This window comes from Clostridioides sp. GD02404, assembly GCF_045898275.1.
Classification (GTDB): Bacteria; Bacillota; Clostridia; order Peptostreptococcales; family Peptostreptococcaceae; genus Clostridioides; species Clostridioides difficile_A.
Window position 1 is genome coordinate 140,218 of sequence record NZ_JBJOCA010000007.1, and the last position, 17,485, is coordinate 157,702.

14 protein-coding genes are annotated in these 17,485 nt (G+C 30.9%); all 14 read right to left on the minus strand.

Features of this window, described 5'->3' with window-relative positions:
* Positions 1 to 95: 95 nt before the first annotated feature.
* A complete protein-coding gene (locus Q3287_RS06495; protein WP_054271408.1) occupies positions 96 to 1,055 on the minus strand; it encodes an ABC transporter ATP-binding protein in 960 nt (319 codons plus the stop codon).
* Positions 1,039 to 2,043, minus strand: coding sequence for an ABC transporter ATP-binding protein (locus Q3287_RS06500; protein WP_074180134.1), 1,005 nt, complete (start codon positions 2,041 to 2,043; stop codon positions 1,039 to 1,041). The genes Q3287_RS06495 and Q3287_RS06500 overlap by 17 nt, the downstream gene beginning before the upstream one ends.
* Positions 2,021 to 3,016 (minus strand): ABC transporter permease, encoded by a 996-nt coding sequence (locus Q3287_RS06505; protein ID WP_407963715.1) that lies wholly within the window; start codon positions 3,014 to 3,016, stop codon positions 2,021 to 2,023. The genes Q3287_RS06500 and Q3287_RS06505 overlap by 23 nt, the downstream gene beginning before the upstream one ends.
* Positions 3,000 to 3,956, minus strand: coding sequence for an ABC transporter permease (locus Q3287_RS06510; protein ID WP_054271411.1), 957 nt, complete (start codon positions 3,954 to 3,956; stop codon positions 3,000 to 3,002). Before Q3287_RS06510 ends, Q3287_RS06505 begins: the two co-directional genes overlap by 17 nt.
* A gap of 26 nt (positions 3,957 to 3,982) precedes the next feature.
* Positions 3,983 to 5,629: a peptide ABC transporter substrate-binding protein gene (locus Q3287_RS06515; RefSeq protein ID WP_407811452.1), complete on the minus strand. Its 1,647-nt coding sequence runs from the start codon at positions 5,627 to 5,629 to the stop codon at positions 3,983 to 3,985.
* Between the two features lie 49 nt (positions 5,630 to 5,678).
* On the minus strand, positions 5,679 to 6,947 hold the full coding sequence (locus Q3287_RS06520; protein WP_407963716.1) for an EAL domain-containing protein: 1,269 nt from the start codon (positions 6,945 to 6,947) through the stop codon (positions 5,679 to 5,681).
* A 14-nt stretch (positions 6,948 to 6,961) separates the two neighbouring features.
* Positions 6,962 to 8,536, minus strand: coding sequence for a tetratricopeptide repeat-containing diguanylate cyclase (locus Q3287_RS06525; protein ID WP_407963717.1), 1,575 nt, complete (start codon positions 8,534 to 8,536; stop codon positions 6,962 to 6,964).
* Positions 8,529 to 10,130, minus strand: coding sequence for a GGDEF domain-containing protein (locus tag Q3287_RS06530; RefSeq protein ID WP_407963718.1), 1,602 nt, complete (start codon positions 10,128 to 10,130; stop codon positions 8,529 to 8,531). The genes Q3287_RS06525 and Q3287_RS06530 overlap by 8 nt, the downstream gene beginning before the upstream one ends.
* Before the next feature lie 462 nt (positions 10,131 to 10,592).
* A complete protein-coding gene (glyA, locus tag Q3287_RS06535) occupies positions 10,593 to 11,849 on the minus strand; it encodes a serine hydroxymethyltransferase (protein ID WP_231301506.1) in 1,257 nt (418 codons plus the stop codon).
* Positions 11,850 to 11,921: 72 nt separating this feature from the next.
* Positions 11,922 to 13,424, minus strand: a complete 1,503-nt coding sequence (locus tag Q3287_RS06540; protein WP_054277422.1) for an AbgT family transporter — start codon at positions 13,422 to 13,424, stop codon at positions 11,922 to 11,924.
* Positions 13,425 to 13,521: 97 nt separating this feature from the next.
* Positions 13,522 to 14,706 (minus strand): M20 family metallopeptidase, encoded by a 1,185-nt coding sequence (locus Q3287_RS06545; RefSeq protein ID WP_219672868.1) that lies wholly within the window; start codon positions 14,704 to 14,706, stop codon positions 13,522 to 13,524.
* A 243-nt stretch (positions 14,707 to 14,949) separates the two neighbouring features.
* Entirely contained in the window at positions 14,950 to 16,038 is a 1,089-nt protein-coding gene (locus tag Q3287_RS06550) for a hypothetical protein (protein WP_407963719.1), read from the minus strand.
* 279 nt (positions 16,039 to 16,317) lie between these two features.
* Positions 16,318 to 17,016: a response regulator gene (locus tag Q3287_RS06555; RefSeq protein ID WP_407963720.1), complete on the minus strand. Its 699-nt coding sequence runs from the start codon at positions 17,014 to 17,016 to the stop codon at positions 16,318 to 16,320.
* A 320-nt stretch (positions 17,017 to 17,336) separates the two neighbouring features.
* Positions 17,337 to 17,485 (minus strand): zinc ribbon domain-containing protein (locus Q3287_RS06560; RefSeq protein ID WP_167649869.1); only part of this gene is annotated, 149 nt, incomplete at its 5' end.

The window sequence follows — 17,485 nt, forward strand, 5'->3', positions numbered from 1 at the left end:
GTCTTAAAATTGATTTTTTCTAATCAAATTTTAAGTTCAACTCCTCTTTTAAATTTTTATATGTTATTCTTTATTGCTTCTTTATAATAGCTAAATCATTCACTTGTCATGTGACAAGCAACTAGATGATTCTTCTTGTGTTCAAATAATTCTGGCATTTCTTTCCCACAACGTTCTGTTGATACTTTACAACGTTTCACAAAAGGACATCCTTTTTCACAACTTGAAAAACTTTCAACTTCATCTTGTACATCAATTTCTTCCTCTAGTATATTTCTATTATTAGGATTCGTAGTCAAAACTGCACGCAAGAGCATCTGTGTATATGGATGTAAAGGTGTATTGTAAACCTCCTCAGCATTTCCAATTTCCACAATTCTACCAGCATACATCACAGCAATCCTATCAGAAATATAACGTACCATGCTCAGGTCATGTGAAATAAATAGATAAGTAAGACCAAGCTCCATCTTTAGTTTATATAAAAGATTTATAATCTGACTCTGAATAGAATTATCAAGCGCTGACACTGGTTCATCACATATAATGAAATTCGGCTGAACTACAAGTGCACGTGCTATACTAATCCTTTGTCTTTGCCCTCCTGAAAATTCATGTGGAAAACGTCCTGCATATTCTCGTGAAAGCCCAGTCATTTCTAACAATTCATATACTTTTTGTGTCCTTGCATTTTTATCTAGCATGCCATGAACTTTCAAATTCTCTGCAATAATAGATTCTATGGTCATATATGGGTCTAAAGACATGTATGGGTCTTGAAATATCATTTGTGTATGTTGTGCAAATTCTTTTCTTGCACTCTGTCGATGTAGTTCTAGCTTTTTGCCTTGAAATAATATTTCACCTTCACTTGACGGATATACGCCCATAATGATTCTTGCAAGAGTTGATTTCCCACAACCAGATTCTCCAACAAGACCTAAAGTCTCACCTTTATAAATAGTTAGGTTCACATGATTAACAACAATATTCTTGCGCTTTCTTCCTAAAGAGAAGCTCTTGGATACATTATTTAATTCAAGTAATTTTTCCATCACCCAATACCTCCTTTGGAAAACTTTCATGCAGACGCCAACAAGAAGCACTATGGCTATTTGATACTTTAAACAAAGGTGGCTCTTCTCTCAAACAAATCTGCATACAATATGGACATCTCTTTGAAAAAGAACAACCTACTGGCAAATCAGATAAATTAGGTGGACTTCCCAATATAGATATCCTTTTACCTATATCACCTGAGGTAGGAAGTGTTCTTAATAATGCCTGTGTATATGGATGTGTTGCTCTATTGAAAATATCTTTTACATTACCTTCTTCCACAATCTTTCCAGCATACATTACTGCTACACGTTCTGCTAAATTTGCCACAACTCCAAAGTCATGAGTAATCAAAAGCACAGCTGTTCCCATCTCTTTTCTAATTTTTGCAATAAGTTTCAAGATTTGCAGTTGTGTGGTAACATCAAGGGCTGTTGTAGGTTCATCTGCGATAAGTAGTTTAGGATTACATGCCAAAGCCATAGCAATCATCACACGTTGTCGCATTCCTCCTGAAAATTGATGAGGATACTGTTCTGCTTGTAGAGCGGCATTTGGTATCTGTACCATTTCAAGTAATCTAACTGCCTCTTGCTTGCAATCAGATAATGACATTTTTTCTTTTCGGTATAGAGATTCAGTAATCTGCTTACCTACTTTCATAGTAGGATTCAAACAAGTTAAAGGGTCTTGAAAAACCATACTTGCTAAGTTACCTCTTATTTGCTCCATATCTTTTTCTGATGCATTCAAAATATCAAAGTTCATAAGTTTCAATTCTTCACCCATAATCTTAGCTGGTGGTGAAGGATTCAACTTCAAAATGGATTGTGCCATTACACTCTTACCACAACCACTTTCACCCACCAATGCAAGAATCTCTCCTCTATTCATAGTAAGTGAAACACCTCGAACTGCACTTACTGTTCCATTATATATCTCAAAAGATACATTTAAATTCCTAATTCTTAGAATATCGTCCATAATCAGCAAATCTCCTTAATCTAGGATTTATGGCATCTTGAAGTTGGTCTCCTAAGAGATTAAAAGAAAGCATTATCAGACAAATGAAGAGTCCTGGCACTGCAAACCTTACTGGATAAGTCTGAAAAACAGCAACACCTTCATTTGCCATGATTCCCAGTGATGGATATGGTGGTGGAACTCCCATTCCCAACATTGATAAGAATGCTTCTGTAAATATAATTTCTGGAATACTCAATGTCATGTGGACAATTATTATCCCCAACATATTAGGAATTAGATGGCAGAAAATAATTCGTCTCATACTTGCTCCCATAGTTTTTGCAGAAATTATAAATTCTCTCTCCATAAGAGAAACTACTTGCACCCTCACCAATCGTGCCATACTAGTCCATCCCACAAGTGTATAGGCTATAATCAAGGTTCCAATTCCTTGTGGAAGCACTGCCATAAGTAAAAGAACAACAACAAGATATGGAATCCCACTAATGATTTCCAATATACGCATCATTACATTATCAACAGTTCCACCTATATATCCAGAAATACTACCATATACTACTCCTACTATTCCATCTATAATAACTACAACTCCTGCTACTAAAAGTGATACTCGTGTCCCATACCAAATACGTACAAAAATATCACGCCCGAGATTATCTGTACCAAAGATATGAGTAAGACCACTAGTTGGGTCTTTGCTAAAAAAAGGTTTATTTGCATATGCCACATTCTGAGATGCAAAATCAAAATTACAAAATATCGGAATACACACTGAACCTATAATCAAAATAAGCATCATTATAAACGATACTACTGCAATTTTATTGTGACACAATATGAATATAGTCTCTCTTGCAAAGCTCATAGATGGGCGTACCAGCTTGTTATTACACATATCTGAATTGCAACCATCAGCAAAAGCAAAATCTTCATTAACAAGTATTCTTTTATTACTATCTATTTTCCTCACCTCCTAATTTCACACGGGGGTCTATATAACTATTTAAAATATCCACGATTAGGTTACACAACACAAGAAACACACCAAAGAACAATGTTGTTCCTATAATTACTGGATAGTCATTGGCCTGCACTGAGTCTACAAAGTATTTTCCGAGACCTGGAATAGAAAATACATACTCCACAGCAAATGTCCCAGTCAATAGGACTGCTGTCATAGGACCAAGAACTGTTATTACTGGCATTAATGCATTACGTAAACAATGATGAAGGACAATGTCTTTTTTCTTAATTCCTTTCACCTTTGCTGTACGAATATAGTCTTGACTAAGTACATCAAGCATACTAGAACGCATTAATCTTCCAATACTCGCCATAGAGCCAAAAGCTAGCGCAAATGCAGGTAAAATCTTACTATTTTCACTTCCCCATCCTATAATTGCAAAAAAACGAATACCTGTAAATTGAAATAATACGATTCCAAAAAAATATTGTAACAGTGCGCCCATAATAAATGATGGAACAGACACTCCAAGAAGTACCAAAATCATCGTCAATGTGTCCCACTTTGTTCTATGCTTCAAAGCTGCTACTATCCCTGACAAAATACCCAAAATGATTGCAAAAATCAAAGCCCGTATTCCCAATTCTAAAGAAACTGGGAATGCCTGGGCTATGATATCTGTTACTTGACGACCAGATACAATTGAGGAACCAAGGTCTCCATGTATCAAGTTGTTCACATATATTCCATACTGCTCCAATATAGGCTTATCTAAACCATACTTTGTGGCTAAAGCTGCTTTTACATCAGGATTAAGTACCTTAACACCAGAGAAAGGGTCTCCCGGAAGCATCTGCATCAGTAAAAATGTAATGGAAATCAAAACCCAAACAGTAAGTACCGAATAAAGAAGGCGCTTACCGATATATCTCATTTGTGAAGACATATTGTCTACTCCTGTCCTGTTTTTATTTATTTAATATGTGCATTTAAAACGTTAAAGAATTGAAATGGTGTACGTACTAGACCAACTAATTTATCAGAGACAGCATAAGTAGTACATGTAAAATACATTGGTCCTATAACCATATCATCTATTAGAATTTTTTCTGCCTGTATCAATATCTCTTGACGTTTTTTAGAATCACTCTCATTAATAGAATCCTCAATCAACTTATCATACTTTGGATTGGAATACTTTACATGATTATTCATATTTTCTGTTGTATAGTTTTCCAAAAATGTAATTGCATCATTTTCAGAAGGTCCCCATCCATCCATCGCAAAGCTGTAATCACCATTTGTCATTGCTTCAGACAAAGCTTTCACTGCTGTAAATTTAAGTTCTACATCCAGTCCAAGATTTTCCTTCCATTGTTGTTGCAGATAGGCAGCCTGATTCTGATTATATGTTGTATCTGATGCCCAAAATACAAGTTTAATATCTTTTTTATCTATACCAAGTTCTTGTAATGCCTTATCAAGGTATTCATTTGCTTTACCTTTGTTGTATTTAAATAGGCTACCACGTTTTTCTGCATAACTTGTGCCCTCAGCACCTTTTATAACATCTGGTACAAAACCATCCGCTGCTATAGAACCGTCATTAATTACATTATCAAGCAGACTCTGCACGTCAACAGAATATGAAAGTGCTTTTCTTAAATTTATGTTAGAGAGATACTTATCTTGTGTATTAAAACTTAAATACCAAGACCCTCCATCTATATATGATTGAATAGCATCTTTACTTTTTTCTTTCACAAGTCTAATTTGTTCATTATATAGGCTACAAAGGTCAATTTCTCCAGCAGTAAATGCATTCAAACTAGTATTTGCATCTCCTATCATAACCAATTTTACTTTAGGAATATTAATTTTTGATGAATTATAATATTCCTCAGATTTTTCCATTGTAATATGGTCATCATGTACCCATTCTGTTATTTTATATGCTCCATTTGTCACCATTTTATCAGCATCCTTAGCATACTGTTTATCACCAATTTTCTCATATGCCTTTTGATTTATTGGCAAGAAGTATGGTTGTGACAAATAAAACAAACCATTAGGCATTGGATGAGACCATTGAATTTCTAATGTGTAGTCATCTAGCACCTTTAATCCAAGCTGTGATTCGTCAACCTCTCCTTTATAGAAAGCTTCTCCATTTTTAATATTCTTATATAGATATGCAGCAAATATGCTTCCAGTAGAAGGTTTCATCTGTGTAATCCAAGAATAGTAAAAATCGTTTGCAGTTACTGAGTCTCCATTTGACCACTTTGCATCTTTTTTCAAGTGCATTGTATAAGTTGTATCAGTATCATTTATATCCCAACTTTCTGCTAAATCAGCTACTGGCTCATCCTTGTCATTCAACTTTGTAAACCCAGACATACAATGATAGAGAATACTTTGGGCAATAGTATCACTCATTCTCATTGGATTCAATTCTGTAGGCTCTGATGTAACATTTAATGTTACCATATCCTTTCCTTGAGTCCCCTGAAACACTGAACCTTGTGTTGTATCTCCTGGCTTAGATGTAGCACATGCAGCCAAATTAAGTGCAAGCATAGCTACTACTAATAGAGTTATAATCTTTTTGAATCTCATATTTCTCCCCCTCACAAATAATTAATTTTTATAATTCCTTAAAGTCACTCTATGAATCCAATATCATATTAAATGAATCAATTGACATAGGTTTATAGTAATAATAGCCTTGAACCATATCACACCCATATTCTTTTAAACACTCTATATGTTCTTCAGACTCTACACCTTCAGCAATAACTTTCATATTTAAAGAATGAATTAAATCTATAATGGTCTTTATTACTAAACTGCTATTACCATTTAAGTTGTTTAAAAAAAACTGACGGTCCATCTTGATAATATCAAAACGAGCATTAAGCAATACATTAAAAGAAGAATATCCATCTCCAAAATCATCTAGTGAACATGTAAACCCATATTCCTTGAAATCTGATACTATTTTTTTCAAGCGCTCAGTATCATTTAAAGAAATTGACTCCATAAATTCAATTTCAATATATTTCTTTGGAATATTATATTTTTCAAACACATCAATGTAGTCTTGAACAATTCCTGGATAATAAAAGTGTGACTTTGAAATATTAAAACTTATTGGCACAACCTTCTGATTGTTTTTTATTCTTGTATCCAGATACTGACACATCTGTTCAAAAGTATCAATATCAATTAATATAATGTAGCTATTTTGGTTCAAAATAGGAAGAAATTTATATAATGGAATACTATTTCCATCCTTATCAAACCAACGAAGTAGTGCCTCTGCACCTATGACTTCTCCACTTATTAAACTAACTTTTGGTTGTAAATATGTAACAAATTCATAATCTTTATATGCATTGGCTGTATCTATTTCCAGTTTCATACGATTCATATAACTCTTATAAAAAGATTCCTCATAAAGTTCTACACAGGAACTTCTATTAAATAAAGTTTCACTTTCTTTTCTACACAGATTTGCATAATTTAATGCATCATAAAATGTGACTTTTGAGTCAACAATTACATAAACCCCCATAGACATAAAAAGATTTCTATAAATTCGTTCATCATCTATGCGGTACAATATGTCTATTAGTGGTATCAATCGTTCATATATGAGATAGTTAGAGTCATCACACTTTAACAAAAGAACAAAGTTATCTGCATATAGGTATCCAGCATATTCTTTTTCTTCCAAAAACATCATTATTTTTTGAAAGACCAATGTCAGGATTTCATCTCCTGCTTGACTTCCATACTTTGTATTAAAATATCGAAAATTTTTAAGGTTTAGTTGTATTAATGCATATTTTTCCTCGCTACCTTTTATATCACAATATTTTTCTAAAATATATGAAGTATCATATTTTAAGGTGATATTATTTTCCATTTCCATCACGATTAACTCCTTTATTTATAAATTGTATATACATTTCTTCCCTTCTTTTTAGATTGGTATAAAGCTAAGTCAGCTTTTTTAATAAGAGTTAATTCATCACAACCATGCACATGCATCTCATTATATATCCCAAAAGATAAAGTAAGTTGTTTGGAATTTTTACTTTTTAAATGTACAATGTTTTTGTCTTTCAGTTCTTTTTGAACTGACTTAACAAATGTAATAATTTCATCATCACTTCTATCTACAAATATGCATGTGAATTCATCTCCTCCATATCGTGCAGCAAAAGCATTGTCTGGCAAGTTCTTCTTTAATAAATTAGCAACTTCTTTTATTACATCATCGCCTTTTGAATGACCATAGTAGTCATTATATTCTTTAAAAAAATCTATATCAACCATAACATATCCAATAGATAAAGTCCCATCATCTTGTATTAATTTACTGATAACTTTACTACTGTATCTTCGATTATAAATTTTTGTAAGTTCATCTATATCTGCTACTACTTGTAAACTAGCTTGCTTTTTCAACATGAGATTCTGTTCTTTTTCCGTTTCATATAGAGAAATAAGGCTTTTAAAGCTTTCTCTTGTTGATATTTTACTTGCCATTTCCCCTTTTAATATGGTCTCGTAAAAAGTTTCATAAAGTTCATCAGTTTCATGACCAAATAAAATTGCATATTGGACATGTAATTCTTGAATCTTTATCATTATATCCTGATCTGCATTTTTATACAGTGTATCTAATTGTTTTAAACACCATGCTGCATTTTCTTCTCTTTTCAACAAAAGTAAAAATTCCATCAGATTTAAATAAATAGATTTCAGTAAAAACGCATTCTCTTTACTTTTAATCAACTTTTTTATCAAATTATCTATTTTATGTAATGCTTCTATTTCCTTATTTTCTAATAATAAGAGACGTATTTCCCCTTCTATAAATAACAAAGGTAAAATGCCAACTTCACATTTTACACTTAAACATTCCTCATGATATTTTCTAGCTTTATCCAATTCTCCCTGGACACAATAAAGATGTAATAGGTTGACAAGTATAGCTTTGTAATAAAAGACCACATTTTTTATAGGAACCTCTTTTATAACATCTAATGCTCTTGTATAGAATTGCTCTGCAACTGTATATACACCACTTGTGTAAAATATGTCTGCAATATTGTTATAGAAAATAGCACATGATTTTTTATCTTTAATTTTATAAGCAGTTTGAATACCTTTTAAATATATAGTAAGTGCTGCTATTTCGTCACAAATAGTAATATTTCGTAAACCCTCTATTTTAAAATATTCAATTAAAACATCAAAATAGTTTTTATTCTCAGCAAGTTCTCTTGCCTTCTCTGAATGAAAATTATAAGCATCTACATCCCATTTCATTTGAAAATATTGTGCTAAATACACATGAGCTAATGCTTGTCCATAGAAACAGTTTAACTGTTCTGATATCGTCAATAATCTATCACAATCATGTTTATTAAATCTAAGACTATGTTCGAAACGGTGCTGAATTCGCTCAATTATCAATTGAATTTGTTCAAATAGTACATTATAGTTATTCATTATGCACCCCTTCCATAGAAATTATTGATTTAGAGTTATTTCTACCATTATTCTTTACAACATATAGTGCTTTGTCCACTTCATCAAATAAATTAAGTAAATCCACTTTAGTTGAAACGGTCTTATTTCCATAGCCAATTGACAATGTTATTATTTTTGAACATCGTGAATGTATATGTTCAATATTTTTTTCTTTTATTGCTTCTTTTATTTGATTCACATATTCATCCATTTGTTCAAAGTTCAAATCCCAACTAAGGCAGATAAATTCGTCGCCACCATAGCGAAAGATGGCCATTTGTTCATTTGCCTTCTCTTTTAAGGTACTCGCTACTTGTTTTAATATTTCATCTCCTGCTAAATGCCCATAATAATCATTGTATTCTTTAAAGTAATCAATATCAAATATTGCAAGACCGATATTTGTATATTTATTGCTATTGATAATTTCATCTTGCTTAATATTAAAATAATAACGATTATATATATTAGTCAATTCATCATAATTTACAAGGTCATACAATTCTTTTAATACTTTTTTTGATTGATTATACTTAGTATAGGTATCATTTAATTCAATTTTTGCAACTAAACCTTCGATTTTTAATAGATTTACTTGAGCCTGTGCTTTTAAATATAAATCGTAGTACTCACGATAATGGTAATATAGTTCTTGTTTTGTCTCAAACCTCTGTGAGTACTGAATATTCAACTTACACAACTTCAATAAAGGCTCTGGCTCATCTTCTTTTATTAGCTCTCGTAAGGCTTGTAATAATTCACTTGATTTGATTTGATTTTTAATATGTATCATTGATTCCAATGCATTCATCAAAAACTCTATGATATAAATTCGATTTGGAAAAGTCATAATTCCATCATTGAACATTTCCTGTAAATAATATAAACTCTTTTCTTCATCCTTTATCTCTGAATAATAAAGCAAATATGCATAATCAACATATAATTTTAAATCTTTATCTTCAAAGGGAAGTGAACTCAATTCTGTAATAGTTGATTTCATAAATTCAAGTTTACCTAATTTTAAATATACATTAATGAAATTAATTAATAGTATTCTCAGAAAGCGTGGTTTTGTATCTGGCAAAGAACGTAATACTTCCATCGCTTTATCTAAATAAAGCAATGCTTCATCATATAGTTCATAGTCCAAATAATAAGCACTAATATTTCCATAATTCATACCAATTCGGTATTTGATATCTAATTTTTCAGAAACATCCAGAGCTTTTAAAGTGTATTTAAATGCAGATTGTTTATCATACGAATTTGAAAAAAGTAAACTATATAATGAATAAAACTTTTCTAATAACTCACTTGGATTCTTTTCATTGATATACTCTTGTGCGTACTCCAATTCTTTTGATACACATTTCATATTTGATTCTACATAGAAATAATAATCGGCACGCCATATATATCCAAAAGCCACACTTTGCCAATCTTTATTTTCTTTTGCAAGCGAAATCAGTTTATCACAAAGCCCACAAACAACATCATCGTTTACATTAATGTTTTCATGTATTTTTCTCTTTAATTCCTCAATTTCACACAAAGTATAGTTTTCAATCATGACATTACTCCAAATTCATTTTTTATAACATTATAACACGCAAGTACAGCTTTCCACAATGAGATATCAATTTGTGTCTCATAAGTATTAAACAGATATATGATTATCTCTTGTAGTAATTAATATACCTCTTTTTTCCTTTTTCGCCTTAGATATCAATAACTTATAGATTCTTATAAGAACTGTATTGGTATAATAATTATTTTAGTTTATAATTATAGTACCATGTGTTTATAATACCTTTATTTTCCACAATTATAATCTAGTTTTTGCTTTTTTACAGAGCAAGTATCACATAAATTAAAAGTAATCAATAAGCATGTTTTTATTTTTTGTACAAATTTTATACAAAAAAAGGAGATGATTCAAATTTTATTTTGAGGCATCCCCTTATAGTAATTATATATTATTAGGTTTTATGTTATAGGCTTTATAAGTTGTGGGTTATATAAATCAATATACTTAATCTTCAAAATACCCTTCTGGATATAATGGGAACTTAGATATAAGCTCCTGAGCTTCCTCTTTACAATCATCTAATACTTCTTTATTATCAATATTTTCTGCTACCTTATTCATTATTCCTGCTATCTGTATAACTTCTTTCTCTTTAAGGCCTCTTTGAGATATTGATGTAAGACCTATACGAACACCACTAGTTACAAATGGTGACTGTGGGTCATCAGGAATAACATTTTTATTAACTGTTATTCCTACATATTCAAGAGCTTTTTCAAATTGTTTTCCTGTAAGATTTTTGCTTCTTAAATCAACCATAACTATATGGTTATCAGTTCCTCCACTTACAATGCTAAAACCATGTGAAATAAGTTCAGATGCTAATGTTTGAGCATTTACTACCACTTGTTCCATTATTTGTTTAAATTTATCTGTACTCAAGTATAATAGCGAAAAGGCTTTCGCTGCAACTGTATTAAGATGTATAGAACCTAATGTTCCTGGGAAAACACCTTTATCAAGTTTCTTTGCATGTTCAGCTTTGCAAAGTACAATACCACTTCTTGGTCCACAGAAAGTTTTTGTTGTAGATGAAGAAACAAAATCTGCATAAGGTACAGGGCTAGGAATTACTTTTGCAGCTACCAATCCTGCAACATGTGCCATATCTACCATAAAGTAAGCCCCTACTTCTTTTGCAACCTTTGATATTCTTTCATAGTCTATTAATCTTGGATATGAACTTGCTCCTGCAATTATCAGCTTTGGTTTACATCCTTTTGCCTTTGCTTCAAGAGCATCATAATCTATACGTCCAGTACTTGGGTCTACTCCATAAAACTCATACTTATAAATATCATGTAAAAAGTTAACTGTACTACCATGTGTTAAGTGTCCACCTTGGTCAAGACGCATACTTAAAACAGTATCATTTGGTTTTAATATTGATGAATATACACAATAATTGGCTGTAGAGCCTGAATATGGCTGTACATTTACATGTTCTGCTCCAAACACTTCTTTTGCACGTTTGATTGCTAGAGTTTCAAGTTTATCTGCTTCTTCAGAACCTGCTTGAAAACGAGCACCTGGATAACCTTCTTCAGTTTTATTTGTAAATACACATCCACTTAATTCAAGTACTTCTGTTGGTGCTGTGCTTTCAGAAGCTATCATTTCAATATTATGCTCTTGTCTAACTAACTCCCCAGCCACAATGTTATATAACTCTGGGTCTGAAATTTTTGTTGTTTTTAACATAATAACACCCCTTCTTAATTAAAGAATATATTTTATTGGTTTAATCTTTATTAATAAATTTATTATAAATGTCTATAAAATGTAAGATATTCCTCCACCAGGTCCTAACGGTATGCCAATACCCATGAATAGCAATAATATTATTATTTCTATTAATGTAAATACTACTGAGTATGGAATCATATTCGATATGACAGTACCTATACCTATATCCTTGTCATATTTTCTAGCAAAAGCTAATATAACTGGGAAATATGGGAAAAGTGGACTTATTGGATTTGTTGAGGCATCTCCAATACGATAAGCTATTTGAGTTAATGCTGGGTTGAAATCTAGTAGCATAAACATTGGAACAAATATAGGTGCTAAAATAGCCCATTTTGCAGAAGCACTTCCTACAAATAAATTGATAAATCCGGATAACAATATAAATCCTATTATCAATCCATAACTAGGTATCCCCGATTCTGCCAGTAATTTTGCTCCTGTGATTGATAAAATTGTTCCTAAGTTACTAAGATTAAATAGATTAATAAACTGGGATGCTATAAATGCTAGGACTATATATCCACCCATATCACTCATGCTACTACCCATCATAGATACTAATTCTTTGTCGTTTTTTATCTTCTTACTTACTTTTCCATATACTAATCCTGGAGTTAAAAATATGATAGTGATTATAGGAACTATGCCTTTCATTAAAGGTGCATTACTGGATAGTATAGAACCTGTCTCTGGATCTTTCATAAATGCATTGTCACCTATACATAAAACAACTATCACTACTACTACTACTAACAATGACAATAAAGCGTATTTTATACCCTTATTTTCAAGTTCACTCAATTCTTGTATATCCTTATTATTTGTTAAATCATTATATTTTGAAAAACGAGGAGCTATAAATTTCTCAGTTACAAATGCTCCTGCGAAAGTTAAAACTATTGCTGATATAAAAGCAAAATAAAGGTTCATCGCTGGATTTCCTTGGTAAGATGGGTCCATCATCTGAGCTGCGGGTATTGTAAATCCAGCTAGCAATACATCTGTGGTACTAAGCATAACATTTGCTGCAAATCCTCCTGCAACACCTGCAAAAGCTGCAAACATACCTACAAGAGGATGTCTTCCAATTCCTAAAAACACAAGTGCTGCAAGTGGTGGTAATATTATAAATCCTACATCTGCTGCTGTATGTGATAACATACCTGCAAATACAATTGCTACAGTTACAAGTTTTTGTGGAACTTTACTTATCCCCTTTTTCATTAACACTTCCATAAATCCGGATTTCTCAGCAACACCTGCTCCAAGCATTGTAACCAATACTAATCCTAATGGAGCAAATGACTGGAAATTTGTAACTATACTACCTAAATAGGATTGAATCTGCTCTTTCTCTAATAGATTTACTACCTTTACAACTTCTTTTGTAGAAGGATGTATTTCTTCTACTCCTAAATTAGATATAACTGCTGACAATATTAAAACAATTATACATAGTAATAAAAATATGGTTACTGGGTCTGGAAGTTTATTTCCTGCTCTCTCTACAACATTTAATGCTCTCATCAATAATCCACTATCTTTGTTTTTTTCCTGTGAATTAATTTTCCTCAAACTAATCACCCCCATAAACTTTATCTCCAGAAACACTCTATCTTAAATTTTATTTTTTAAATTTATCCATATAATTTATAACAGACTGACATAGTACATTTGTACCTACTAATATAGAATTTTTATCAGCTTTAAATTTAGGATTATGCCACTGATACATACAACCTTGTTCTTTGTTGCCTACTCCTAACCAGTAAAAAAATCCTGGTGCTTTTTCCATAAATATAGAGAAATCTTCTCCTCCTGTAGAAGGTATTGGATCAACTATGGCATCTTCTGAATACAAATCACACACAGACTTACAAGCTATTGTGTACATCTCTTTACTGTTTATAACAGCTGGTAGGTCAAATAAATAATCTAACTTTGCAGTTGCTTGATATCCACGAGCTATCTCACAAACTATATTTTCCAAATTTTCAGATATTTTCTTTCGTACTTCATTACTAAAACTTCTACATGTACCTGTCATATCTACCTTTTCTGAAATTACATTATTTGCAGTTCCTCCATTTATAGTACCTATTGATATAACAGCTGGTTCTAATGGACTTATATTCCTACTTATTATGGTTTGAATACCCATTATAATTGCACTTGATGCTACTATAGGATCTATTGTTCTATTTGGTATACCTCCATGACCTCCAAAACCATTTACTTCTATCCTAATGGTATCTACTGCTGCCATTAATCCACCTAACTTAACACCCACTTTTCCACAAGGTATATCTGGGTGATTATGAAGACCAAATATAGCATCAACTTTTGGATTTTCCATTACTCCTCGTTCAACCAGCATCTTAGCACCTTTATTAACTTCTTCTGCTGGTTGAAATATAAACTTTACATTTCCATGGAGACTATCTTTAATGTGAGACAATACATATGCACATCCTACAAGGCAAGATGTATGTATATCATGTCCACATGCATGCATTATACCATCATATTTTGATTTGTATCCAATATCAACCTCTTCATATATTGGTAAAGCATCAATATCTCCTCTTAATGCTACTGTAGGACCATCGTATTTTCCTTTTAATAATCCTACTACTCCTGTCTCCATTCCTAGGTCTAATATCTCTATACCTAAACTTACTAATAAATCTTTTATAGCTTTTGTAGTCCTAAATTCTTTAAAACTTAATTCGGGGTGCATATGAATATCTGTAAAAAAATCTAAAATATCTTCTTTATACTTTTCTGAGATTAAAATAAGTTCATGCATACTAACACCTCTCCAAAATTTTATTTTTTAATTTTTTTGCTAATTTAACTACAAATTATATAAGTTACTAATATTCATAAAGATATTTTTTATAAATTTAATTTAACTTTGTTTATATTTATATTTTACTACATTATTTAAATTAAATATATTATCATATCTTGCAATTTATTTAACTATTTTGACTTTTAAAATTCAGATTATATAAAAATTTCTTTAACTAGAAACTATTCATTAGTGCCTCTATTCCTGACTTTGTGTTGATTTTTCTCTATATGTGACTGCTTTATATACCATACAAACTAAAATCAAAAGTCCCATATAACCTGTATATGGATATAAAATATTTACAAGTTTACCAAATGGTAAAAAACCACCTATACAAGCCAAAATAGCTATTACTGTTGTTACAAGTTTAAATTTAGGGTGTTCATCTTCAACTATTCTATTAGTTACAGACCATAAAAGTGGAACAGCTGTTGTATAAATACCTAATATAAGTGCAACTGAGAAAAGCACACCTACAATAGGGGATATATTATCTGCTAAATAAAGTGATGGTATTTCTTTCATATATAGATTTCCTATATCTGAAATCATAGCTAAATACATAACAATTCCAGCAGTCATAAATACTACTCCACCTAATAGACCTCCCCAGAAAGCATCCTTTTTACTTTCAATAGAAGCCCCCATACCTGTTAAAAAAACAATCATTACAATAATATTTAATGTATTATATATTACGCCTGAAACTATTGGACTTCCTGATGCTTTTGTAACTTCAATATTCTTCATAGCTTCTCCAACCATAGATAACCCATCGAAATGTTTAAATAAGCTTATTAACCCAACAGCAATTGTAAATACTGCTATTACTGGCCCAATACGACCAAGTATACCTACTAATTTTTCTAATCCCATAGATACTGTAATTAATGTAGCTACTGCCATTAAAACTCTTCCCAAATAAGGATTTATGCCATAGTATTCAGTTAAAGTTGAGCCTGCACCTGAAATCATTACTATAAGAATTCCAAATAAAAATATTGGGCTAAACCATTCATAAAATTTTCCTAAAATTTTTCCACAATAAAAAGTGTAAATTCTAGTTGGTTCCTTAAGTTTTAATTCTCTACCTCTAGTTATAACTTCAGCACCAAGAAATGAGAATAATACCATTGATATTAATGCTCCAACCAGACCCATATACCCTTGAGAGGCAAAAAATTGGAGTATTTCTTGACCTGTTGCAAATCCAGAACCAATTGCCGTTGCTAAATAAGCTCCTGCAATACAGATAATATTTTTCACATTCACTTTGTCTGACATATTAAATTACCTCCATTATAAAGTTACCTTCTTCAACAATATAAATCCTTAGTAAATTAAATGAAAATTCTGTCTTTTTAGAACAGTATTTGATTTACTTTCTTATTTTATATATCTTTTTTTTTATTTATATATATTTTTTTATATAAATAGGTATAGCTTTTATAAGGTTTAATATTATTAAATATGTTTAAAGCGCTTTAATTTTTACTATAATTAAAGTATACTTATTCAGACACTCTCAAACAATTATCTATATTGACTTTTTATTTATCAATTTCAATTTTTAGTATTTAATTTATAGACCTTTGGAGTCATTCCTTTTTCTATCTTAAAATTTTTGTAGAAATTATTTAGACTATTATAACCAACCATTTCTGCAATCTCATTTATACTTTTTGTAGTATTTTCAAGTAACTCAATTGACTTTTCTATTCTTATATGATTTAGATATGATATAAAAGTTGTATTCAAATTACTTTTAAAAATCCTAGATATATTAGATGGATTAGTTAAAAATAACTTAGCACAATCATTTAGTTTTAAATCCTTACTATAATTTAAATTTATATACTCTAGTATCTCATTTAATAAATTATTATTAGTATATTGATAACCAATAATATTTTCTATAGTCTTATTAAACTCGTTCATGTCTAATGGTTTAAGAAGTATATCTTTCACATTTAATCTCAAGGCTTTTTGCGCATATTCAAAATAATCAAAAGCAGTTATTACCACAAAGTTTATTTTTTTAGATAGGTGAGATGTTTTTTCTATTACTTCTAACCCATTATATATGGGCATCTGAATATCTATAAACACTATGTCTGGCTCTAAATCAATTATTTTATCTACTGCTTCATCACCAGATGTTGCTTTACCAACAATCTTTATCGGCATATCTTTCATTTCTATAAAGTGTGTTATTATTTTTAAAACAGCTTCTTCATCATCTATTATTAGTGCTCTTCTCATGAGAGTTCCTCCCTTTCAGCTTAATAATATAAAAAAGTAAGATATATAAAACAACATAAAAATATCTAATATATTTATTAACATTTATAAAACTCATTAACTTTAAACAAGCTCTATTCATATTCCTTACAATTTTCAATAGGAATTTTAATCATTATGTAAGTACCATCTTTATCACTTGACTTTATGTCCATCTGAACCTCCCATGACTAAAGTCACAGGATTCCTGCTTCATAGAATTTTGCATACTAAAATATGTCTTACCAATTCTCCACAGGCTATCCCCGTAGTTCCTACGGTTCTTACATAAGTTATTTATTTTAAACTGTTATTAGTCTTAATCCTTCTTTTAGTATATTTATACTTGCATTTATATCTCTATCGTGAGTTTCATCACAACAAGGACAAATCCATTCTCTTATACTTAAATTCTTCACTTCCTTGTTTTTGTACCCACATTTATTGCATA